This window comes from Geothrix sp., assembly GCF_020622065.1.
In the GTDB taxonomy this organism is placed as follows: domain Bacteria; phylum Acidobacteriota; class Holophagae; order Holophagales; family Holophagaceae; genus Geothrix.
Window position 1 is genome coordinate 1085779 of record NZ_JAHRYQ010000002.1, and the last position, 22778, is coordinate 1108556.

20 protein-coding genes are annotated in these 22778 nt (G+C 68.9%); 13 read left to right on the top strand and 7 right to left on the bottom strand.

The window, feature by feature from the left end; translation table 11 throughout:
* Window positions 1-2: 2 nt before the first annotated feature.
* From QZ647_RS14425 to QZ647_RS14445, 5 genes are read right to left on the bottom strand one after another with little or no spacing between them, the layout of a single operon-like run.
* Window positions 3-302 carry a hypothetical protein gene (locus tag QZ647_RS14425; protein WP_291272828.1) on the bottom strand — a complete coding sequence of 100 codons (300 nt, stop codon included), beginning with the start codon at window positions 300-302 and terminating at the stop codon, window positions 3-5.
* On the bottom strand, window positions 299-727 hold the full coding sequence (fliS, locus tag QZ647_RS14430; protein WP_286354601.1) for a flagellar export chaperone FliS: 429 nt from the start codon (window positions 725-727) through the stop codon (window positions 299-301). Before fliS ends, QZ647_RS14425 begins: the two co-directional genes overlap by 4 nt.
* A 53-nt stretch (window positions 728-780) precedes the next feature.
* Entirely contained in the window at window positions 781-2241 is a 1461-nt protein-coding gene (gene fliD / locus QZ647_RS14435; protein WP_291272829.1) for a flagellar filament capping protein FliD, read from the bottom strand.
* A gap of 24 nt (window positions 2242-2265) precedes the next feature.
* Window positions 2266-2679, bottom strand: a complete 414-nt coding sequence (locus tag QZ647_RS14440; RefSeq protein WP_366526179.1) for a flagellar protein FlaG — start codon at window positions 2677-2679, stop codon at window positions 2266-2268.
* A 48-nt stretch (window positions 2680-2727) separates the two neighbouring features.
* Window positions 2728-3453, bottom strand: coding sequence for a flagellin (locus QZ647_RS14445; RefSeq protein ID WP_286354598.1), 726 nt, complete (start codon window positions 3451-3453; stop codon window positions 2728-2730).
* A 172-nt stretch (window positions 3454-3625) separates the two neighbouring features.
* Here QZ647_RS14445 and QZ647_RS14450 point away from each other — a divergent pair, with 172 nt between their 5' ends.
* Together QZ647_RS14450 and QZ647_RS14455 are read left to right on the top strand one after the other, a co-directional pair.
* Window positions 3626-4945, top strand: coding sequence for a TPR domain-containing glycosyltransferase (locus QZ647_RS14450; protein ID WP_291272830.1), 1320 nt, complete (start codon window positions 3626-3628; stop codon window positions 4943-4945).
* Window positions 4946-5014: 69 nt separating this feature from the next.
* Complete coding sequence (locus QZ647_RS14455) at window positions 5015-9001, top strand: glycosyltransferase (protein ID WP_291272831.1); 3987 nt, start codon at window positions 5015-5017, stop codon at window positions 8999-9001.
* Between the two features lie 23 nt (window positions 9002-9024).
* On the opposite strand, the gene QZ647_RS14460 is transcribed toward QZ647_RS14455, so the two are convergent.
* Entirely contained in the window at window positions 9025-10419 is a 1395-nt protein-coding gene (locus QZ647_RS14460) for a hypothetical protein (protein ID WP_291272832.1), read from the bottom strand.
* 160 nt (window positions 10420-10579) lie between these two features.
* Between QZ647_RS14460 and QZ647_RS14465 the strand changes: the two genes are divergently transcribed.
* From QZ647_RS14465 to queA, 10 genes are read left to right on the top strand one after another with little or no spacing between them, the layout of a single operon-like run.
* A complete protein-coding gene (locus tag QZ647_RS14465) occupies window positions 10580-12265 on the top strand; it encodes a serine/threonine-protein kinase (RefSeq protein WP_291272833.1) in 1686 nt (561 codons plus the stop codon).
* On the top strand, window positions 12262-12969 hold the full coding sequence (locus QZ647_RS14470) for a ribonuclease III domain-containing protein (protein WP_291272834.1): 708 nt from the start codon (window positions 12262-12264) through the stop codon (window positions 12967-12969). Before QZ647_RS14465 ends, QZ647_RS14470 begins: the two co-directional genes overlap by 4 nt.
* 50 nt (window positions 12970-13019) lie before the next feature.
* Window positions 13020-13736, top strand: coding sequence for a HisA/HisF-related TIM barrel protein (locus tag QZ647_RS14475; protein ID WP_291272835.1), 717 nt, complete (start codon window positions 13020-13022; stop codon window positions 13734-13736).
* Window positions 13737-13747: 11 nt separating this feature from the next.
* Window positions 13748-15532: a hypothetical protein gene (locus QZ647_RS14480; protein ID WP_291272836.1), complete on the top strand. Its 1785-nt coding sequence runs from the start codon at window positions 13748-13750 to the stop codon at window positions 15530-15532.
* A 42-nt stretch (window positions 15533-15574) separates the two neighbouring features.
* Window positions 15575-16585: a hypothetical protein gene (locus QZ647_RS14485; protein ID WP_291272837.1), complete on the top strand. Its 1011-nt coding sequence runs from the start codon at window positions 15575-15577 to the stop codon at window positions 16583-16585.
* A gap of 10 nt (window positions 16586-16595) precedes the next feature.
* Complete coding sequence (locus tag QZ647_RS14490; protein WP_291272838.1) at window positions 16596-17192, top strand: RNA polymerase sigma factor; 597 nt, start codon at window positions 16596-16598, stop codon at window positions 17190-17192.
* Window positions 17189-17881 carry a hypothetical protein gene (locus tag QZ647_RS14495; RefSeq protein WP_291272839.1) on the top strand — a complete coding sequence of 231 codons (693 nt, stop codon included), beginning with the start codon at window positions 17189-17191 and terminating at the stop codon, window positions 17879-17881. The genes QZ647_RS14490 and QZ647_RS14495 overlap by 4 nt, the downstream gene beginning before the upstream one ends.
* A complete protein-coding gene (locus QZ647_RS14500; RefSeq protein WP_291272840.1) occupies window positions 17878-18690 on the top strand; it encodes a tetratricopeptide repeat protein in 813 nt (270 codons plus the stop codon). Before QZ647_RS14495 ends, QZ647_RS14500 begins: the two co-directional genes overlap by 4 nt.
* A gap of 48 nt (window positions 18691-18738) precedes the next feature.
* Complete coding sequence (locus tag QZ647_RS14505) at window positions 18739-20547, top strand: ABC transporter ATP-binding protein (protein ID WP_291272841.1); 1809 nt, start codon at window positions 18739-18741, stop codon at window positions 20545-20547.
* A gap of 10 nt (window positions 20548-20557) precedes the next feature.
* Window positions 20558-21622 carry a tRNA preQ1(34) S-adenosylmethionine ribosyltransferase-isomerase QueA gene (gene queA, locus QZ647_RS14510; RefSeq protein ID WP_291272842.1) on the top strand — a complete coding sequence of 355 codons (1065 nt, stop codon included), beginning with the start codon at window positions 20558-20560 and terminating at the stop codon, window positions 21620-21622.
* A 179-nt stretch (window positions 21623-21801) separates the two neighbouring features.
* Here queA and QZ647_RS14515 read toward each other — a convergent pair whose 3' ends face one another.
* Window positions 21802-22149 carry a hypothetical protein gene (locus tag QZ647_RS14515; protein ID WP_291272843.1) on the bottom strand — a complete coding sequence of 116 codons (348 nt, stop codon included), beginning with the start codon at window positions 22147-22149 and terminating at the stop codon, window positions 21802-21804.
* 147 nt (window positions 22150-22296) lie between these two features.
* Between QZ647_RS14515 and QZ647_RS14520 the strand changes: the two genes are divergently transcribed.
* Window positions 22297-22776, top strand: coding sequence for a hypothetical protein (locus QZ647_RS14520; protein WP_291272844.1), 480 nt, complete (start codon window positions 22297-22299; stop codon window positions 22774-22776).
* Window positions 22777-22778: the final 2 nt, after the last annotated feature.

A 22778-nucleotide genomic window follows, 5' to 3' on the forward strand; every position in this document is an offset into this window, starting at 1 on the left:
TCTTAGCGGGCGCTGGCGCCGTATCCCTTGAGTGCGCGCTGGCCCCGCTCCTGCCCCGCGAGCTCATGCCGGATCGCATCCATCTCCTTGGCCAACCGGTCGACGACTGAAGGCACCCGGTCCCCTAACGCATGGGCGCGCTTGAGGATCTCCGGCCACTCCGGACCGCGCTCGGCGCGGGCCGCGGCTTCCGCGAACCGCTGGTTCCATCCGAGCAGGAAGTCCGGGTCGGGAACCCACGCCGGGTCCGCAAGGATGCCTTCCAGCTCCTCTACCAGCCCGAGCACCAGGGCGTCACTCATCCCGCGAGGGCGCCGGTCAGAAAGGGCGTCTGGGCCTGAGCCGCGCCCACCTTCATCTGATGCAGTTGTTCCCAGGTCTGCTTCAGGTCGCCCATCTGCTCACTGATGCGCTCCAGCCTCTCGGGCTGCCGCTTCATGTTCGCCTGCATCAATTCCCGGCCCCACCATTCATAGGTGCGGAGGAGGTTGGTGGCCAGTTCCCCGCCCTCTTCCCGGTTCAGGCGCAGGGTCAGTTCCTGGAGGATGGCGAAGACCCGGTCCGTGGCCTGTGCCTGGCCCGGACAATCGCGCCGGCCCATGGCCTGCACGGTCTTGAGCAGGTACCGCTGCCCAGCCTCGAGCAGCATGGCGACCAACTGCTCCGGCGAAGCGCCCATGACCTTCTGGGCAAGGTACTGATCAGTGGCGCGGCTATAAGGAGTCATGGGGAATGCCTTCCTTCAGATTCTCATCGGTCCGAGCCCGGACGAACTCAAGTTCAACTCAGCTTGGACAGCGCCGTGGCGGACCCTTGCAACTGCGACACCGCCGACTCCATTCGGGCGAACTGCGCGGTGAGCACGGCCTTCCGGCGATCCATCCGCGACTGCCAGGTGCTGATCTGGGAAGTCAGGGATTGGTTCTGGAGGGTGATCTGCTGCATGTCCTGGGCCAGGCTGCCCGTGACGGCGGCCGTGATGTCGGTGATGGTCTTGCCGGTCACCTGGGCCACACCACCACCGGCCGCATTCGTGAAGATCTGTTTGACGGCGGCCGGATCCGTGTCCAGGGCCTTCTGGAAAGCCGTGACATCGAGAGAGAGGGTTCCGTCGGCCCCGGTCTTGAGGCCCACGGCCGAAGGTGCCGTGAGCGTCGCGCCACCGGGCAGCCCCGTGGCGACCCCCGTGAGGGCGGCCCGCACCTGCTGCATGATGGCGCGGGTCTGTCCGTCCCCGGTCAGCACACCCGCGGTCTTGTTGCCGGAGCTGTCCTTGGTCACGGCCGTGGCCGCCTTGTAGGCCTGGAGCAGGGTGTTGTACTTGCTCACCACATCCTGCATGGCCGTCGTGATGGCGGACTTGTCCTGACTCACCGTCAGGGTGGTGCTGCCCGTCTGGCCACCTTGCTTGAGGGTGAAGGTCATCCCATCCACCGCATCGGTCACCACATTCGATTTCCGGGTGAGCGAAACGCCGTTCAAGGTGAAGAGGGCGTCCACCGCTGCGGGCGACTGCAGCCCACCCGCCAGCGTCACAGGGTCGGCGGAGGCGGTGATGCCGATGGTGTTCGTGGAGCCCCCGGCCGTCAGGTCCGCCAGGGTGATCACCCCCTGCGTGGAGCCCGTCCCGGTGTCCTGGGCCGTCAGCACCAGCTGATAGGGCGTGGAGCCCGATCCCGTGTTGACCACCGAGGCGGTCACGCCCGCGCCGGAGGCGTTGATGGCATCCCGCAGGGCGTTGAGGTTGTTCTGAGCCGGATCGGTGAGCGAGAAGGTATGAACCACGCCATCCGTCCCCCGGATGCCGAAGCTCTCGGTGCTCCCCGGGGCGAAGATCGCAGTGGTCTGGGGGTTGGCGACCGCCATCGTGTTGGTGGGGCCCCCGAGATCCGGGCCCTGGGCCGGCGAGATCCGGGCCCTGGTGGCAACCTGGGTGACCCGGAGGTCATAACTGCCTACGGCGGCCCCCGAAGCGGTCGCCGAAACATAAGTGCCGTTGGGATCCGAACTCGCGACGCTCCGGGCGTCGAAACTCGTCGCGCTGAGGGCCGCCAGGCTGGAACCCAGGGCCGCCAGGTTGCTGCTCATGGTGGTCAGCGCAGTCGTGCGCTTGGTGTTGGCCGCCTGCCGGGCCTGCAAGCGCTGCAGTGGAAGGCTTTCCTGCTGGAGGATGGCTGTCACCAGCTGATCCGTCTGGACGCCCGAGAAGATGCCCGAAAAGCTGACCGACGACGATGCCATGGAATACCTCCCTCCCAGCCGGGCTCAGCCCTTCTGGTCCACCAGGATGCCAGCGGCGGTCTTGGCGTCGGCCATCTCACGCAATTTCCTCGCCGCCCCCAGAACCTCCTCGGAGGGAATCTGAAGGATGACCTCTCCGGTGGAGTGGTCGACGACCTTGAAATACATTTTTCCCGTGCCCTTGTCCACCAGGAACCGGAGTTCCGACGAGGACTGCTGCACATGCGCCTGCAGGGCCTCCACGGCCCGATCAAGCGTCATCGCGGGTGCACCTGGATTCCCCGTTCCCGGCTGTGCGGGCCGGGGTTCGTCAACTTGGGCGGGTCGGTCTGAGACCGGCTGGGCCTTCGGAGCGTTGAAGAAAACCGCCTGAACGCCGGCCGCCAAGCTGCCTGTGGGGGTGATGAGATCGGCCATTTCAGCCTCCTCAGCCGACATTCGGGAGGGCAGGTTTGACCTGCCCCCCCGAGTGATCAGCCATCCCTACTAGCGAAGGAGTGCGAGGACGGACTGGCCGGCCGAATTGGCCTGGCTCAGGGCGCTGATACCCGCCTGGTTCAGGATCTGGAACTTGGACATCTTCACCACTTCGGCGCCGATATCCGCACCCATGATCTGGTCGTACTGGGCGGTCTTGTTCTCGGAGATCGTCGCGAGCGAGTTGCCGTAGCTCTGCAGCTGCGTCATGACGGCGCCGTAGTTGCCGCGCTCCTTGGCGATGTCCGCCAGGACGGTGGCAGCATTGCCGCTGGCCGCGGAGGCGGCGAGAGCGGTGACGGCCGTCTTGGTGGCGGTGACCGAACCGTAGACGCCGGCATCAGCGGTGATGGTCGCGCGCTGGCCATCGAACTTCGTGATGGCATCGCCGATGGTCTTGTACTCGGCGTCGATGGCGGTCTTGCCGGCGGTGTCGGCACCCTTGTAGGCCGATTCCAGCTCGGCGGCGCGGGTGGCGAGGGCCGTGGCCTCTTCCATGTAGGAGTCCGCGGTCTGGACCTGGAAGTAGCCGTCCATGGCGTTCCGGGAGGCCTGGGTGGCGACCCGGGCGTCAGCGCCCAGGGTGTTGGCGATGGACAGGCCGGCGGCGTCGTCGTTCGCGCGATTGATGCGCTTGCCGGTGCTGAGGCGCTCCACGGTCTTCTGGAGGTTGAGGCTGGTGACGCCGATCTGACGGGCAGCGCCCAGGGCGGCAACATTATTGAGAACTGACATAGCATCCTCCGTGATGCAAACGGCGGCATCCGTGCCACCAAGTTGTGTGGGGGAAACCCCCGACTTTCTCCCTTTCGGGCCGGGGTCGAAAAACCTTTAACTTTTTTTGAAGGGCTCGTGGGACGGCTTCCATCACTATTGCCGCCGGGGGCCAGCCGGGCTCCAATGGGGCATGTCCACGCTGTCCCTGGCCATGATCGTCAAGAATGAGGAGGCCAACCTCCTCCACTGCCTGGGCTCGGTCGAGGGCCTGGTCGATGAGATCGTGATCCTGGACACGGGGTCGACGGACCGCACCCTCGAGATCGCCTCATCCTTTGGCGCCAAAATCGGCCACTTCCAATGGTGCAACGACTTTGCCGCCGCGAGAAACGCCGCCCTCGGCCTCTGCACTCAGGAATGGGTGCTGGTGCTGGATGCCGACGAGGCCGTGGACCGGGCGGACCACGCGGTGATCCGGGACGCCCTCCAGCCCGGGGGTGCCCCGGCGTTCTGCCTGCCCGTCCGAAGCTATGTGCCCACGGGAGATGTACTCTGCTTCGACCAAGTGCCCAGCCGGAATACATCTTCGTACACAGAGGGCTCCTCCTGTTCCTACTTCGTGGATGTCCCCCTGCTGCGCCTCTGCCGAAACTTCCCGGACTTGGCCTTTCGAGGGGCCATCCACGAGATCCTGGATGGGTATTTCCAGGCGAAGGGGCTCCCCGTGGGGACCTGCCCCGCTGTCATCCATCATTATGGGAAGCTCGCCACGGACTACGACCAGTCCAAGCAGCCCCTGTACCTGGCCATCGCCGAGAAGGAAGCCGCGCGGACGCCGGGCAATGCCCACGCGCAATTTCTGCTGCTCATGCAAGCCAAGATGCTGGAGGACTGGAAGCTGGTCCTCAAGGCCTTCAAGGCCTTCCAAAAGCTGGAGAAACACCCTCCCGCCTTTGTGTTGATCGCCGCCGCGGAAGCCCGGCTGAACCTGGGGAATCCCGCCGAAGCCCTGCCCCTCCTGGAGCGTGTGCTGCGCTCCGAGCCCCGCAACACGCTGGCGCGCCATGTCCAGGCGCTGGCCCTCGCGGCGGTTCAGCGCCCCAGGGAGGCCGTGGAGGCCTTGAAGAAAGCCATCGCTTCCAACCCCGGCTTCGCCCCATCTGTGCACTTGCTCTCCAGCCTCGAACACCAGGCGGGCTGGCCTGACAGGGCCCGGGCGACCCTGAGGGAGGGCCTCGGCCACAGCCCCGCAAACGAGCGCCTGTACCGGGCCCTGATCAAGCTGGATCTGGACACCCAACAGAACGAGCTGGCCTCCAGGGACGCCCAGGAGGCGCTCCAGGCCTGTCCCAACGGGGGCGAAGGCATCTGGCACTGGCTGGCGGCGGTGGGGATGCTGGCCCAGGGCCAGTCCGGGCCCGCCCTGGCCTTCCTGGAGCAGGGTTTGCGGCTTGTTCCGGACCATGCGGGGCTCCTGCGCCTCCGAAACGATCTAACCCGCCGGCCATGAATCAAGCTGCGCGTGCCCCCCATCCGATGGTCCGGCCTGGGTCCACCTTCCCCACCCATTAGGTTCCTCATGTCCAAGCCCCGCCATTCCGCCAGCCTCCGCGCAGACGCCTCCCGCCGCGAGGGAAGGGTGGCGCCGCCGGCCCTCCGCCAACTGCTGGTCGATGTGACCAACTTGGCCCTCTACGACCGGAAAACGGGCATCCAACGGGTCGTGCGGAATGTCATGCGCGAGCTACTGGCGCACCCCCCGGCCGGATTCCAGGTCGAGCCCGTCTACGCCCACCCCGAGCGGCCCGGGTTCCTCTATGCGCGCCAGTTCCTGCATCGCCTCGGCCAGGGGCCCGATGTCCAGGACGAACCCATGTCCGCCGCGCGCGGGGATGTCTTCCTCGGGCTCGACCTCAACCACGAGGCGGTCCTGATCCAGCCTGAAACCTTCCAGGCCCTTCGACGGGCCGGGGTCCGGGTCTGTTCTCTCGTCTACGACCTGCTCCCCATCCTTCTCCCCCACGCCTTCCCGGGCCAGGGTTCGGCCCTCCTCCATGCCCCCTGGCTTTCGAGGCTGGCCGAGATGGACGGGCTCATCTGCATTTCCAAAGCCGTGGCAGATGAAACGCTGGCCTGGCTCGAGGTCCAGGGCCCCCGGCGGAAGACCCCCCTTCCCGTGGGGTGGTTCCACCTGGGGGCGGACCTGGGGGCCTTCCTGCCTACCCGCGGGGTCCCTCCAGAGGCCGAGGGACTGCTCATGGAGCTCCGGAAGCGCCCCACCTTCCTGATGGTGGCCACGCTGGAACCACGCAAGGGACACCGGCAGGTGCTGGAGGCCTTTGACCGGCTCTGGGCCCGAGGGGTGGACGCGAACCTCCTGTTTGTGGGAGGCGAGGGCTGGTCCGTGGAGAAGCTGGTCCACCGCATCCGCCATCATCACCCGGAGCGGAATCAGCGCCTGTTCTGGATCGAAGGTGCCAGTGACGAATACCTCGAACAGCTCTACGACGCCTCCAGCTGCCTCATCGCGGCCAGCGAAGGCGAAGGGTTCGGCCTCCCCCTGATCGAGGCCGCCGAGCACGGCCTCCCCATCCTGGCTCGGGACATTCCCGTGTTCCGTGAGGTCGCAGGAGACGGCGCCTTCTACTTCGCGGGACCGGATCCCGAGGTCCTGGCCGATCGCGTAGCGGAATGGCTGGCGCGCGCCGCGGAAAACCGCGCACCCGATTCACGCGGGATCCGGCGCCTGACCTGGGAAGAAAGCACCCGCGACCTGATGGCCGTGCTCTTGGGAGGCCGGTGGTACCGGCACTGGGTCGCGACGGGCCGGCGGCCCCAGGGGTCCGTCCACGCCCATCCCAGGGTCGAGGCCAGCTCCTGGGAGCGCACCATCGGCGTGGATGGACGCACACTCTCCAACCTGGGCTCCACCCAGCAGGGCATCGGCCACTACACCGTCCACCACCTCCAGGCACTCGCCGCCCTCACACCCCGCTGGCGCTACCGGCTCTTTCTGGACACGCCGGAGCTTTCGAATTGGGCGCTGGACCGCCTCCGCTCCCTTCCCAACATCGAGTTCTCGTCCTTCGGAGCCTTCCGGGCGGAGGACCACGACCTCGTCCATGTACCCGATCTCCTCTTCGTGCCCAACCCCATCCTGGTGGGCCCCGCTTTCCCGGCGGGAACGCCCCTCACCGTCACCTTCTATGACCTGATCCCCCTCCTCCTCCGGGAGCGCTACCTGGATCGCTGGCCCCAGGATCTCCAGGATGAATATGCAGAGCGTCTCGACGCGCTGAAACAGAGCCGCGCGCAGGTCCTCACCTGTTCCGAACACACCCGTCAGGATCTCATTGCCCACCTGAGTCTGCCGGAGACCCGTCTGGACTCCATCCTGGCGGGCCTCAATAAACACCCAGGGGCCCCGGCCTCCCCTGAAACCATCCAAAGGGTCCGGTCGGAGTGGGGGCTCGAGGATCCCTTCTTCCTCGTGGTGGGGGCCCTGGATGACCACAAGCGCTTCGACCTCAGCCTCCAGGCCTTTGCGGAGGTCCGCCGATCCCAGGTGGTACAGCTGGTCGTGGTGGGAAGCCTCGATAGCCCCGCCGCCCGGGCCTGGCGGGATCGACTTCGCACACAGGGCGTTCAGAGCGTGGTCTTCACGGGCTTCCTGCCCAGGCCCGAATTGGAATGCCTTTATCGTTCGGCGACGGCCCTGTTGTTCCCCTCGGACTATGAAGGGTTCGGGCTCCCTGTGCTGGAGGCCATGGCCTGCGGGTGCCCCGTCATCACCACCACCTCGAGTTCACTGCCCGAGGTGGCCGGCGATGCCGCGCTGATGATCCCCCCTGGCGATGCGGCGGCCCTGGCCAAGGGCATGCTCGCACTGCTCGGGGACGAGTCCCTGCGGCAGGGTCTGAAGGCCCGGGGAGTGGCCCAGGCCGGCCGGTTCAGCTGGGAATCCGTGGCCAGGGAGACCTTGAGGGTCTGGAAGGGCCTCTGGGAATCGGTCCCATCCACGAATCGCGAGGGCCTCGCCGCGGGAGGCGCATCACCCTCCGTGGTGTGGGAAGGATCCCAGTTCGTGTGGCACAGTCTGGCGCATGTGAACCGTCAGATCAGCCTCGGCCTGCTGCGCGAGGAGACCCTGGATCTGTGTCTGATTCCCTATGAAGCCGATCAGTTCCGTCCCGAGGACCACCCCGCCTTTCTGCCCTTGGCCGCACGCGTGAATCGCCCGCCGGCGGGTCCAGTGGGCGTCCATGTCCGCCATCAGTGGCCGCCCCGCTTCTCCCCGCCGCGGTCGGGTTGCTGGGTCATGATCCAGCCCTGGGAGTTCGGCGGCCTCCCCCAGGCCTGGGTCCGCCCCATGGTGGCGTCCGTGGACGAAATCTGGGTCTACACCTCCTGGTTGCGCGATCGCTATCTCGAAAGCGGTGTGCCGGAAGACAAGGTGGTGGTCATCTCCCTGGGTGTGGACACCACCCGGTTCTGCCCCGAAGGCCCCAGATTCGCCCTGAAGACGCGAAAGCCCTTCCGCTTCTTGTATGTGGGCGGCGCCATCTACCGCAAGGGCTTCGATGTGCTCCTCCGGGCCTACCGCCGGGCCTTCACTGCGGCCGATGATGTCTGCCTGGTCATCAAGGCTCAGGGCGGAGGCGTCTACAGTGGCTCAGAACTCCAGGCCCAGCTGGAGTCCCTCCGGACCGACCCCCTGGCTCCGGAGGTGGAGTTCCTCCAGCAGGACCTCTCGGAGGCGGACTTGTCGGCCCTCTACCGAAGCTGCCACGCCTTCGTGATGCCCTACCGGGGCGAGGGCTTCGGGCTGCCCATCGCCGAGGCCATGGCCAGCGGCCTTCCCGTGATCGTGACAGGCCGAGGGGCGGCCATGGATTTCACCCAGGGCGACTGGGCGTACCGGATTCCCAGCCAGCCCCTCGCCATCCCCCGCGTGGATGACCTCCTGCCCGGTCCCGCCGGCTTCTGGTTGGAAGAGCCCGACGAGGCCTTTCTCGCCGAATGCCTGTCCGGCGTGGCCCTCCATCCTGAGGAAGCCCGGGCCAAGGGAGCCCTGGCCCGGGCCTACGCAGAGACGAACCTCAGCTGGGAAGGGCCCGTCAAAAGGGTCGCCGAGCGGGTCCGCATCCTCGCCACACGCCAGCCGCTGCGCTTCCGAGCCGAGGCGTCACCGCCTCCTACCCCCGTGGCCACGGCGCTCCTCTTTACCCCCGACTGGACCCAGTCCGGCTGGGTGGAAGTGGTGGTGAGTTACCTGATGGCCTTCACTCCGGGCGATCCCGTGGCCCTCGTCCTGCTCCCACCGGCGGAGGGGCCGGGCCTCAGCGTGGCCGAAGCGGAACAAAGGGTGGTCGCGGTAGCCCAGAAGATGGGCCGCGCGGACTTCCCCGACATCTTCATCCTCGGCCCCGGCGATGACCTGGCGGGAACCCTGAAGCCCTACCTCATCCGCGAATCGATCCCCCCCGGCCGCGGAGCCACCGCCGGACTCTGCAGCCTGGCGGGGCTCAAGTTCTCACAGGCCCGTCGATCCCTCGCCCAGGGCTGATCCAATCTGGCCCATGGAGGCCGTCAGCCCTTCTCCCGCCCCAGCATGGCCTTCAGCTTGCCCATGAGGCCGTGGCCTTCACGAGCGGACGGGCCGGAACCATCGTCGCCACCGTAGTCCGAGGGCACGGCCACGGAGGGATCCAACTCCAGGGCGCGCCGGAAGCAGCCCTGGGCGTTGGCCTGGAAGCCCTTGCGGTGGTAGAGCTCGCCCATGAGGGCCCAGGGCTCGGCCGCGCGGGGGTTGATGCGGGAGGCCACCTGCAGGGCCTCGACCGCGCGGGTGGACCAGGCGGGATTGCCGATCCGCAGCCGTCCCAGCAGGAGCCAGGCCTCGTAGGCCGAACCCGAATCCCCATCCAGCTTGATGGACTGCTCCAGGGCGCGGATCGCCTCGCTGGTCCGGGCCTGCATCATGTAGGACTTCGCCTTGATCACCAGCCGGTGGGCCCGCTCGGCGGGCGACAGGGCCTCCTCCTCCGCGGCGGAGGGGAGCAGCGGCAGGCTCAGCGCCGGCTCTGCGAAGGTCAGGTCCAGGGCCTCCGGCAAGGGGGGAAGCGAAGAAGGCGTCGGGGGCGGGAGGGGCATGGGGTCGGCGTGGGGCTCGAACACCAGGTCGTCCTGCTCCAGCAGGATGGGCTCAACCTCGGGCTCGATCAGCGTCGGCGGTGGGATCGGCGGCGGCTCCTCTTTGGGCACGAGCGGCAGGTCGCCCTTCACGAGGGTGAGTCCCCCCAGGGCCCAAAGCGTGGCCACCAGACGGGCGGCCTCGTCCGCGGGCAGGCTCGAGAGGGAACCGATGGTTTCGTAGCCCAGGGCCTCATGGCCCAGCAGGGACAGCGCGTAGGCGAGGGTGGGCGTCAGGGGCAGATCGCTCAGGGCCTCCAGCAGATCCGGCCGCGCCTCCCAGCGCCAATCCGGTTCGCTGCGGAACATCTCCACCAGCTCACGGTCGATCTTGGCGTTCTGGAAGGTGTCCCACACGAGCCGCCGATGGTCCGGCCGGAACTGGAACTCGCCGGTGAGGCTCTCGTCGAGCGCCCCGGGGTTCCAAGTCATCTTCAGGATCGGATGCTCCATGGCGTGGAGCAGCACCGAACCCATCAGCTCATGCAGGCGATTGTCCCGCTCGGCGACCGTCAGAAGGCCCCACTGCACCACGCGGTCGCCCATGCGGGAGCCTTCGCCATCGGCCAGCAGCTCCTTGAGCGATGCCATGTCCAGCACGCCCCGCCGAATGAGGAAATTGCCGAACTGCTCGCCCACCGCATCGCTGCGGAGGTTCACCAGGTCGCCCCCTGCCCAGTACAGCCGGCGCGTGCCATCGTTCTGCTCGAGTACAAGCTCCCCTTCGGCCCGCTGCTGATGCAGGGACCCCATGAGGGCCGGCAGAAAATGGCGGAGACGGACTTCGGGCACCGGGGCTCCGGGTGGATTGCATCCAAGTTTGCATGTTCCGCGCCAGGATGCCAGTCGGAAACAGGCCGGGGGATGCCGAAATATCCCAAGTCCCTTGGCCCGGATCAGGAGTGGACCTATGCTGTCCCTCCAACCACTCCATGCCCAGGGGTCTCCTCTCATGTTCGAGAAGCTTGGCAAATTCGAGATCAAGCGCGTGCTGGGCAATGGCGCCATGGGCGAGGTCTACCTCGGCGTGGATCCCTCCATCGGCCGCGAGGTGGCCATCAAGACCATCCTGCCCGCGGCGGCGCAGGGCGGGGAGGCCAAGGAGCGCTTCGCCCGGGAGGCCCGGGCCGCTGGCGTGCTCAACCACCCGAACCTGGTGACGATCTACGAATTCGGCGAGGACCAGGGCGTGCTCTACATCGCCATGGAATTCGTGAAGGGGCACGACCTGGACGAGCTGCTCCAGGAGCAGTCCCTCACGCGCTCCGAGGCCCTCGAGGTGCTGGCCCAGGTCTGCGACGGCCTCGGTTTCGCCCACCGCCAGCATATCGTCCACCGCGACATCAAGCCCACCAATGTGCGCGTGCAGCAGGACGGGCGGCGGCTCCACGCCAAGGTCATGGATTTCGGCGTGGCCAAGATCAGCAACTCGGACATGACGGCCACGGGCATGGTCATGGGCACGGTGAGCTACATGGCGCCGGAGTATATCCGCACCGGCAAGCCCGATCCCCGCAGTGACCTCTTCGCCGTGGGCGTGATGCTCTACGAGTGCCTGAGCGGCCGCAAGCCCTTCGCCGGCGACACCACCCCCACCGTGCTGTACAAGATCGTGAACGAGGAGCCCGAGCCCATCGAGGTCGAGAAGCTCCGCGGCCTCAGCCCCGCCATCCGCTCGGTGCTGGACCGCTCCCTCGCCAAGAACCCCGATGAGCGGTTCCAGACGGCCGAGGACCTGGCCAAGGCCCTGCGCTCGGCCAAGGATCCCTCCTGGCAGGGCCAGGTGGAGGAGGCCACTTCGCTCCTCCAGACTTCCGCCCCCACAGCTCCGGCCCGAGCCGCGGCGACCTCCCCGACCTCGGCCCCCACCGTCCAGGCACCGGTGACCCTGACCACGCCCGCGCCGGCCTCGGTCCCGCCGACCTCTGCGCCGACGGCGCCTCCCCCCGCTGCCAGCAGCAGGCGGGGCCTCTGGATCGGCCTCGCGGCCCTCGTCCTGGCCGGCGTCGGCGGCGCGGGTTGGTGGGCGCTGCGAAGCGGCCACCCCGAGGCCTCGGCCCCGGAGGTAGTTCTGCCTTCCGCCGCCCCTGCCGATCCGAAGGCGGATCCGGCCACCCGCGCGGCGACCTCCGGACCAGGCGCCAAGGCCGCCCCTGCGCTCCAGACCAAGCCTGGTTCCGAGGCCGGCCCCGGGGGCGGTCCCGGGATCGGCGAGCCCCCCGGTCCCGCCGCCAAATCCGCCGAACCCCGCGTGGCGGAGCGCAAGGCGGAGGAACCCCGGGTCATCGACCAACCCGAGCGCTACCAGCCCGAGAAGCTCGACAAGCTGGAGACCCATGAGCGCATGAACCTCGGGCATGTGTCCCTCAGCGAGGCCATCCAACTGGCCGACAGCCAGCCCGACAAGGCCGTCCACGGCTTCCGGCAGGCCCTCAAGGCGGATCCCTATAATGCCAATGCCCGTGCGTGGCTGGCTGCGGTGCTGTGGGAACAGGGCCGCACGGCCGAGTTCGTCCAGGAAGTCCGCGAAGCCCGGCAGCAGGGCCTCGTGGGCCAGATGACCCGCAACATCCGGTTCAGGACCGCGTTCAACAAGGCCCGGCTCAACCGGAAGCTCCCCCCGGAGCTGGCGAATTGACCACGGCCCGACGCCCCGACAGCCTGAGCGATCTGGAGGCCCGGTTGGGCCACCCCTTCGCGGACCGCGCCCTGCTCCAGGAGGCGCTGACCCACATTTCCGCCTCCAAGGGCCGGGACAACCAGCGGCTGGAGTTCCTGGGGGACGCCCTCCTCAATTTCGCCGTGGCGTTCCTGCTGCACCGGGAGCGCCCGGACTGGCAGGAAGGCCCCATGAGCAAGTTCCGTGGCGTCCTCGTGCGCACGGACTCGCTGCACGAGTGGGCCCTCGACCTGGGCCTGGACCGCGCCCTCACCGCCACCCACCCGCGCAAGGCCCCGCCCATGGGCCCCAAGCCCCTGGCCGACGCCCTGGAAGCCATTCTCGCGGCCCTGTTCCTGGATGCCCAGGCCTCGGGCCAGGACGGTACGGCCGTCGTCCTGGCCCTGGTGGAGGCGCGGTTCCTTGAGCCCATCCGGTCCGCCGCCCCCGAGGCCTGGGCCCGGCTGGACCCCAAGACCACCCTGCAGGAGACGGCCGCCCGCCTGGGCCGTCCGGCGCCCGTCTACACCCAGGTGTCCCAGTCGGGCCCAGGCCACGCGCCGCGCTTCACGGTGCGCGCCGAGGTAGGCGCCCTCCAGGCCGAGGCCTGCGGCCCCTCCCGCAAGCGGGCCGAAGGGGATGCCGCCCGGCGGCTCCTGGATCTGCTCACGGGATCCACATAGGCCCAAGCCTTGCGTTACACTCCCCTCTGCCGGTCTACCGGGGTGTACGCTTGAAGATCTACCCGACTTTGAACCTCCAGCACGGCCGTGTGGTCCCCACCACGGGGGACGGAGATCCGTGCGCCGAGGCGCCCCTGGAGCTCGCAGCCCGGCTCCTCGACGAGGGCACCACCCGCATGGCCCTCGTGGATGTGGACGCGGCCATGGGCAAGGGCAACAACCGCGACCTCATCGCCCAGATCCTCCAGCGCTGCCACGCCCGGGACCGCAAGGTCTGCATCCAGGTGGCCGGTGGCATCCGCAGCTCCGACCAGGCCCAGTTCTTCATCGACCAGGGCGCGGCCTGGCTGGTGGCCGGCACCATCCTCCACAAGTCCCCCATGGTGGCTGAGCAGCTGATGGCGCGGTTCCAACCCTTCCTCACCGCGGCCATCGACGCCCGGGGCGGCAAGGTCCACCGCTCGGGTTGGGTGGATGCTTCGACCCTCAGTGCCCAGGACCTGGCTCTCCGGGCCAAGGCCTACGGCTTCCGACGGCTGCTGTTCGTGGACATTCCCGAGGATCCCGGCTCGGATCCCGATTTCGAGACGGCGCAGCTGCTGGCCTCCTCGACGGGCCTGCCCGTGGTCATGGGCGGCAGCATCACCTCCCCGCGCCACCTCGCCGCGGTCCATGCCCACCAGGGGCTCAAGGGCGCTCTGGTGGACGCCCTGCTCTTCCGGGAAGATCCGGAACTCCTGGCCCTCCTCCAAGCCGCCTGCGCCTGAACGGAGGGATCGTGTCGGAAGCGGAAGGCGCGTTCCTCGCCAGCCTCGCAGAATCCGAACGGATCCACTTCCGCCATCTGGCCCTGGTGCGGCCCCAGCTGCCCACGGACAGCCAGGTGCACATGCTGGAGGGGCTCGCCCGCTCTCTGGCCTCGCCGCGCCTGCTGACCCTCATGGCCCGCACACCCCACTGGCTGGCCCACTGGCCCATCCTCCTGGGCCTGGCCGAGAATGAGGCCACCCCCGAAGCCATCCGCCGCGACCTGGAGATGGTGGTTTCCCTTTTCGACCAGATGCGCGAGATGGACCAGGCCCCCGCCGCCGAGAAAGATGAGCGCTCGGAGGCCGTGAAGACGCTCTACTCGCAGCTGAGCCCCCCCCTCAAGCCCGTGGCCAAGCTCCTGGCCAAACAGCTGGCCAAGACCGTCTCCGCCACCGGGAACACCCAGGAGCTGCCTCCCCTTCCCCCGGAACACCCGGACTGGGATGCCCTCACGGCCCCGCCCGCCGCCCTGCCCCCCCAGGCGTCAGGCCGTGGCCTGCACAAGGAGGACCGCCTGGCCCGGGCCAAGCAGACAGCCCAGCCGGACGAGCTGCTGGGCTTCCTCGTGGATCCCGATGCCGACCTGCGCCTGGCGGCCCTCCAGAATCCGCTGGTCTCCGAGGATCTGGTGTGCCGGGCCCTGGCCCAGAGCGCCGATCCCGGGTTCTTCGAGGAGGTCTACGCCGAGGCCCGTTGGTATTTCCGGGAACCCGTGCGGGACAGCCTGCAGGAGGCCCCGGGCTGCCCGCCGGAGCTCTCCCGGCGCCTGGCCCTCTCGGGACACCTGGTGGCGGCCCTGGAGCACGGGGCCCGCAACCGGGCCGCCCTCCGCCGCATCGTGAGCTACTTCACCCAGCTGGAGGAGAGTGAGTACCAGTTCATCACCTATTGGGCCAAGCGGCAGTCGCCCCAGCTGCTCCGGGTGGTGAAGTATTTCTACGACCGCCTGCAGCGCCAGCAGTCCGGGCTCTCCTCGGCCCTGCCGGAGCGCGGCGAGGAGGGCCGCTGGGCCACCATGGAGGAGCGGGTCTTCCTGGCCACCCAGGCCACCCAGGAGGACCAGATCAGCCAGATCCTCAAGGATCCGGATCCCCAGGTGTTCCGCCTGGCCCTGGAAAACCCGGCCCTCACGCCCCGCCTGCTGGCCTCCACCCTGCCCGCGTTCGACCAGGCCCGGGCTGAGCTCGTGGCCGCGCACCCGGCCTGGTCCGAGGAGCCGCTGGTGGCCGAGGCCCTGATCCACCAGCCCCACCTGACGGAAGCCACGGCCCTGCGGCTGCTGGCGCATCTCCCCGGGCTGAAGCCCGCCCTCGAGATCCTGCGCGACCCGCGGCTCCTTCATCTCGAAGTCAAGCGGCGGGCCCTGGAATCCCTGCGGAACCTCTACCTTTCCCTCGACATCCCCGACCGCATCGCGGCGCTTCGCACCTCCGGCGGCGAACTCATGCGCCATCTGCCCCAGGAGGTGCTCCAGGACGAGGAGACGCTCCGCCGGATGGTGTCCGACCGCCAGCTCGACCCGGGCGTCCTCCTCCGGCTCGCCCGCAACAAGCTGACCCCGCGCGCCGTGCTGGAGCAGATCGCGGGCCATCCCGTGCTCATGGCCCACGCCGCCATCATGTCGGAGCTGCTGCTCAACCCGAAGACCCCCCGGGAGGCCTCCGTCCGCATCTGGGGTCTCCTCTCCGAGGCGGAACAGCAGCAGCTGCTCCGCAGCCCCCATCTTCCCGCCGCCCTTCGGACCCTCGGGTAAACGCTCCCAGTGCGATCCCGTAGCCCAAGTCCAGGAGCCCCCATGCGACGCCCCGCCGCTTTTCTGATCCCCGCCGCGGTGGCTCTGATCTGCCTTCCCTTCGCCACCTCCTGCCGGCCCAAGCCCCGGGTCCCGGGCTGGGTGCAGGCCGCGCCGGCCGACAGCCTCGCGGCCTTCTCCGGCGAGGCGGGCTGGGTGCTGACCCACAAGGATGTCCAGTCCCTGATCTCCCGGGATCCCATGGTGGAGCGGGCCCTGGACCTCTTCCTCCAGAAGGCCCGAATCAATCCCCGCAACGAAACCGGGCGGGTGACCTTCCATGTCATCGGCATGCCGCAAAAGGGCGAGGACAACCTCCAGAAGGGCCTGGAGCATGTCCTCATCCAGCTCAACCAGTTCAAGGACCCCACCGCCCTGGTCTCGGCCCTGGCCGAGTCCTTCCCTCAGGAGGGTAGCCTGCGCCTGCAGGGCCGGGACTGGCCCCTCCATGTGATCCTCGACATCGAGGCCCAGGGGACGAAGGCCCACATCCGCGCCGCCAGCGACGAGCAGGGCCAGGTCTGGATCGGCTCCCTCGAGGCCCTCAACCGCATGGCCACGCGCGGCAGCCTGGCCGCCCAGCCCGATGCGGCCCTCGCCGCCGAGTGGATCAGCGCCCGCGCACCCTTCCAGGGCTACCTCCAGCCGGAGACGCTGCTGGGCGGGTTGCGCCAGAACCTGGAAAGCACCTTCATCAAGGATCTGCCCCAGGGTGTCAACGCCCTCTTCTGGAGCATCACGCCAGCCACCGAGAAGGACCAGCCCATCCGCTTCGAGCTGGCCCTGGCCGGCACCCCCGAGGGCATCAACCAGGTCACGCCCTGGCTCCAGCGCCTGGTCGCCGCCGCCAATGCGGTCCAGGCCACGCCGGGCTCCACTCCCGAGCTTCTCCAGGAGAAGCGCCGGGTGGGCCTGCGCTGCACCCTTACGCCCGACCAGCTCAAGCTGGTGATGGAAAAGCTCGGCCAGCCCGGCTTCTCCTTCCGCCTCCCGACCGGAGGCCCCAAGGCATGAGCGTGGCGGCATGAGCGCGGTCCTGCCCCTGTCTCCGGGTCCCGGCGGCGAACCCGCCGGGCCGGAGGCGGAGTCCCCCGAATACTGGATGGCCCAGCTCAAGGCCGGACGCGAGGAGGCCCTGGCCCACCTCATGGCCCGCTTCGAGCGGCCGCTCTGCGCCTTTCTGCACCGCCGCCTCCAGGGGGAGGCCGGGGTCGTCCAGGAGTTGGCCCAGGAGGTTTTCCTCAAATGCCTCCAGCATTGCCAACGGTTTGAGGACGGTCGTCCGGTGGCCGCCTGGCTTTTTACGCTGGCGGCTAATGCGGCGACGGACCATCTGCGTAGACGAGGGCGAGAGGTATCCCCTCCCGAGACCTTTGACGCACCGGACCCCCACCAGGCTTCACCCTGGGAATCCGTGGACCAAAGCCGACGGCTCCAGGCCCTTCGCGGGGCTCTGGACGGACTCACCCCCCGCCAGCGGGCCATGGTTCTCGCCTACTACGTGCATGAACATCCGGTGAAGCGGATCGCCCTGGATCTGGGCTGCGCCGAAGGCACCGTCAAAGCCACGCTCTTCCAAAGCCTCCAGAAGCTCCGCAAGACCCTCGGACCCCAGCCATGACCCCCGCCCCCGACCCCAACCGCCCCGACCCCCGCCTCCAAGACGAGGCCCGGTGCTTCGAGATCCTCGACCAGCCCGAGCTCTGGCCCGAGGACCCCGCGCGGCAGGCCGAGCTGGCGGACCTGCTGGAACTCCACCTGGCCCTCCGGAGCCACGGACCCGCCCTGGCGGCGGACCTGGCCCCCGCTCCGCGCACCCGCTGGACCGGCTCCTGGACCCTGGCCGCCGCCGCCGTCCTTCTGGTGGCCCTGATCCCCGCCGTCGCCACCCTCCAGCGCACCCGGAGCCTGCAGGCTTTGGCCCGCGACACGGCGCGCCTCGAGCAGTTGGCCCAGAAGCGCACCCAGGATCGTGCCTGGATCGCTTTCTTCCAACAGAGCACCACCCTGCTCCAGGACTTTGAGCAGAATCCAACCCTGTGCAAGAAGGGCGAGGAAGACCGTCGCCAGGAGCGCGAGATGGCCGTGGCCCTCCTGGAAGCCAGCCATCAGCTCGCCGCCCAGGGCGCCCCCCTCAAGGAAGCCGAGGCCATCCGCGCCACCCTGCACACCTGGCTCTCCGAAGTGGCCTTCGAGGACAACTGCCTCAGCGTCGAGCGCGCCAAAGAACTCCGGCAGTGGGCGGCCGCCCACAACCTGGAGACCCAGGCCGAACGCATGGAACGCCGCCTGAGGGGAGAGGACGCATGACCCTGTCCCTCCTGTTGGCCCTGCCGGCCCTGGTGGCTCCGGCGGCGCCGGAACCCCTCGCCATGGTGGCGATGGAGAGCCCCGCCGAGGCCCTCTTCCGCGCGGGCCGGGACCTCCGTTACGCCCAGCGCTGGTATGAAGCCTCCCTGGTCTACCGCGCGCTGATCCGCGACTTCCCCACCTCCTCCCGCGCCGCCGACGCCCGCTACTGGCTGGCTTCCAGCCTGGAGCAGGACCAGCGGTGGGACGAGGCGGCCGAGGCCTACACCGAATTCCTGGCCAAGCACGCCGACCAGCGCCTCCTGGGCAAGGAGGCCCGGCTGAACCGCGTGCGCTGCTGGGGCATCCGCCAATGGGACAGCCCGGCCGCCAGCACAGGCCTGGCCAACGCCCTGTCCGACGACCGCGAAGAAGTCCGTATCGCCGCGGCCCTCCAGCTCGCCAAGCGCCGGGACACCCGTGCCCTGCCGGTGCTCCAGGCCGGCCTGCGGGTGGACGCCTCGTCCGAAGCCTGCCGCCTGGCCCTCCTCGCCATGGGCGTCCAACCCCAGGCCGCCGGGCCCGCCCAAGGACGCTTCCTCGTGGTGCGGGTGAAGGAGCGCGCCAAGGCCGAAGCCCTCACTGTGCGCCTGGCCCTGGGCCTCGCCCGGGCCGTGGGCGGTTACCTCTCGGACGAGCAGATGCGCCAGGCGAAGAAGAAGGGCGTGGACCTGGAGCGCCTCATGGACCAGGCCCTCAATGCCCCGAAGGGCACCGAGCTCTTCAGCCTCGATGACGGCAAGAGCACCGTGACGGTGACGGTCGAATAGCCCGCGCCGCGGCCGGGCCGGACAGACCGGCTAAGCTGGTCTCTGACCATGTCGCGCATTCTCCGCTTCTTCCGGGACCACCTCCGCCCCCACGCCCCCCTCATTGCGGGGGCTTCGCTGCTTCTGCTCCTGGCGGGCCTCTGCCAGGGCGCCCTCATCGCCTCCATCAAGTTCGTCTTCGACGATGGCAAGGCCCACGCCCTGCAGGCCGCCCAGCCGGGCCTCTTCGGGCAGCTGGAACACCTGCGCGCCTGGGCCATGGCCCGCCTGCCGGAAGCCTCGGCCCTGCGGAGCGGCGGCCTGCTGGTGCCCCTGGTGCTCGTGTCGCTCTTCGCCCTGAAGGGCCTCTTCACCTACAGCGGCACCCTGCTGATGGTCCGCAGCGGGATTCTGGCCACCCAGGCCCTGCGCGAGCGCCTGTTCGCCCACCTGCTGATCCAGGAGCCCGCCTTCTTCCAGAAGCACCCGGTCGGCGAGCTGCTGACCCGCAGCATCAGCGATGTGGGCGCAGTACAAGGCATCGCCAGCAACCAGCTGGCGGAGGCCGTCCGCGAAGTCTGCGTGGCCCTCACCATGCTGGCCACGGTCCTCTACATGGACTGGAAGCTGAGCCTCACCCTCTTCCTCGCCGGCCCCCTGGTGGTCCTGCCCGTGAAGCGGCTCAGCCAGCGCATCCGCAAGGTGAACCACCGGAACCAGGAGGCTTCCAGCCGCCTGCTCCAGCGCCTCAAGGAAGTCTTCAGCAACATCCGCGTGGTCCAGGCCTTCGCCCGGGAGTCCTACGAGGTCCAGCGGTTCCGGATCCAGAACCTCGAGCTGTTCCGCCTGGGCATGAAGAGCGCCCGGGCCTCGGCCCTCTCCACGCCGATCATGGAGCTGGTGGGCGGGTTCCTGCTGGCCTTCCTCGCCGCCTACGCCTCGGGGCGCTTCAAGGCCGGCACCCTCACCACCGAGAACTTCCTCACCTACATCCTGGCCATCTACGCCCTCTACGACCCCCTGCGGCGGCTCACCAAGCTCAACAACGAGATGCAGGTCGCCTCCGCCAGCCTGGATCGCGTCTACAGCATGCTCGACCGGGTGCCCGAGCTCCCCGTGAGCCCGAATCCGAAGCCCATGCCCACCCATCCCAACCTGCTGCGCTTCGAGGGCGTCGAGTTCGCCTACGACGACAAACACCCGGTGCTCCGCGGCATCGACCTGGAGATCCACTCCGGCGAGACCGTGGCCCTGGTGGGCGGCAGCGGCGGCGGCAAGACCACCCTGGTGAACCTGGTGCCCCGCTTCTTCGATCCCACCGCGGGGCGCATCACCCTCGACGGCATCGACCTGCGGGACTTCGACCCCCGCGACCTGCGGAAGGCCATCGGCATCGTCACCCAGGAGACCCTGCTCTTCATGGACACGGTGCACGACAACATCGCCTATGGGCTGCACGCCAGTCGCGAGGCCGTCATCGAGGCCGCGAAGAAGGCCCATGCCCACGACTTCGTCGCGGCCCTGCCCAAGGGCTACGACACGCCCCTGGCCGAGACGGGTTCCAGCCTGAGCGGTGGGCAGCGCCAGCGCCTCGCCATCGCGCGGGCCCTGCTGCACGATCCCCCCATCCTCATCCTGGACGAGGCCACCAGCGCCCTCGACACCGAGAGCGAGCGCGCCGTGCAGGCGGCCCTCGAAACCCTCATGCAGAACCGCACCACCCTGGTGATCGCCCACCGCCTGAGCACCATCCAGCGCGCCACCCGCATCTGCGCCCTGAAGCGGGGCCAGATCGTCGAACAGGGCACCCACGACGAACTTCTCGCCCGCCACGGTGAGTACGCGCGCCTGCACAAGCTGCAGTTCGCCGAGGGTTGACCTCCTTCCGATGAAGCGCTCCGACTTCCACTTCGACCTGCCGCCGGACCTCATCGCGCAGCACCCTGCGCTGGACCGGGATGGCGCCCGCCTGCTGGTGGTGGACGCACAGACCGGTAGCTGGTCCCACCGCACCATCCGCGACCTGCCCGAACTCGTGCCCCCGCACAGCCTGTGCGTACCGAACGATGTAAGGGTCCGCCATGCGCGGCTCTTCCTGAAGCGCTCGGGCGGGGGCGCGGGCGAGGCCCTGCTGCTCCGCAGCCTGGGGCAGGGTCGGTTCGAGGCCATGGTGAAACCAGGAGCCCGTCTGAAACCCGGCGCCTCGGCCACCGTGGTGGACCCGATCTCCGGCGCGGCGCTGGCCCGGATCGAGATCCTCGACACCCTGCCGGAGGGCCTGCGCGCCGTGCGGGTCCATGCGGACCACGACCTGGACTGGGACGAGATCGACCGCATCGGCCGCCTGCCCCTCCCGCCCTACATCGAGCACCTGGCCGCCGACGAGGACGAGACCCGCTACCAGACCGTGTTCGCCGCCCGGGAGGGCGAGGCGGTGGCCGCCCCCACGGCGGGCCTGCACTTCACCCCGGAGCTCATCGCCGAGCTCCAGACCAGGGGCTGCGGCTGGCATCCGGTGAGGCTCCATGTGGGTCTCGGCACCTTCCGCCCCATGACCGCCGAGCGCCTGGAGGATCACGCCATGCACGAGGAGCGCTTCGAGGTTCCCGCCTCCACGGCGGCCATCCTCGAACCCGTGCTGCGCGACCACTCCCGCCCCGTCCTCTGCGTGGGCACCACTTCGCTGCGCACCCTTGAAGGGGCCTGGGACGGCGTGCGGCTCACGCGAGAGGGCGCCACCCGCCTCTTCATCACGCCGGGCCATCGGCTCCGCACCGCGGACCACCTGCTGACCAACTTCCACCTGCCGGAGAGCACCCTGTTTGTGCTGGTGTCGGCCCTGCTGGGCGTCGACCTGGCCCGGGCCGCCTACGCCGAGGCCGTGCGTGAGCGCTACCGGTTCTTCAGCTACGGCGACGCCATGCTGATCCTCAACGCGCGCCGTCCCAGCTAAGAGGCGGGAAAAGCAGGAGCGTGGCTTGCCCACGATTCTGCGCGGGCGTCCCGGGGGGAGGCTCCAGGTCCACGAGCCACAGGCGAGTGAGCGCAACGCAGGGCGTTGCGTCACATGGAGGCGCGCAGCGCACCGTGAGATCCCCGCAGCGCACGCGCCGCGAGGGGAACCCCGGACCGTTACAGGTAATCCACGAACTGGTGGATCACGGGGATGCGGTGCTTCTTGCCCTTGGTGGCCTGCAGGATGCTCGTGACGGACATGCCCAGGCACCAGAGCAGCCAGAGGGGTAGGAAGAAGCGCACCGAGACCGGCCCGAAGATGGGAAACAGCCCCATGATGACCATGGCCAGGGTCACGGCGCATTCCGTGAAGGCCAGGATGACGCCCTGTCGCGCATGCCAGAGCAACTCGGAGTCCTCCCGGTTGCGCATGTAGGGCAGGAAGGCCCAGGGCCCGGCGTAGCACAGGATCAGGTCTCGCAGGCGCTCCCCCACATAGAGGGGAGTCTGGGTATCCAGGGGCACGGCAACCTCCGAATCGAGGATAGCGCAAGGCCCTTCCATCCATGAATTCCGTCTCCGTCCACCCTTCGGTCTAGGGAAAATTACCTGTTTGGACCTTGACCGTGCTCCGGGCCCGTCCATCCTGGATCCACACCTTCCCGGAGCCCCATGCGCCAGACCTTCCCCCTGGTCGCCCTCGCCCTGCTGGCCGCCTGCGGCGGGGGAGGTGGCGGAGGCACCCCGGTGGTCGCGGCGCCGGCCCCCCCGCCCGCCACCTGCCCCATTTCCGTGGCCAAGCCCAACCCCTCCTTCGCGGGCGACCTGGTTCCGGCCCTACAGAGCAGCTGCGGGGCGGCCGCCACCAGCTGCCACGGCGGCGCCTCCCCCACGGGCCACGCGACCTTTTCCGGCACCGCGGCCGAGGTCTACGCGCAGCTGGTCAATGTCGTTCCCGCCAGCGCTCCCGCAGGCTGGCTCCGCGTGAAACCTGGCGATCCCGCCCACTCCTGGATCCTGGAGAAGGTCACCAAGGACCAGCCGGGGGGATCCGGATATGGCACTCGCATGCCCCAGGGGGCGCCCAACCTCTGTCAGCCCACCGTGGACACGCTCTCGGCCTGGATCAGCGCCGGGGCCCCCAACAACTAGGA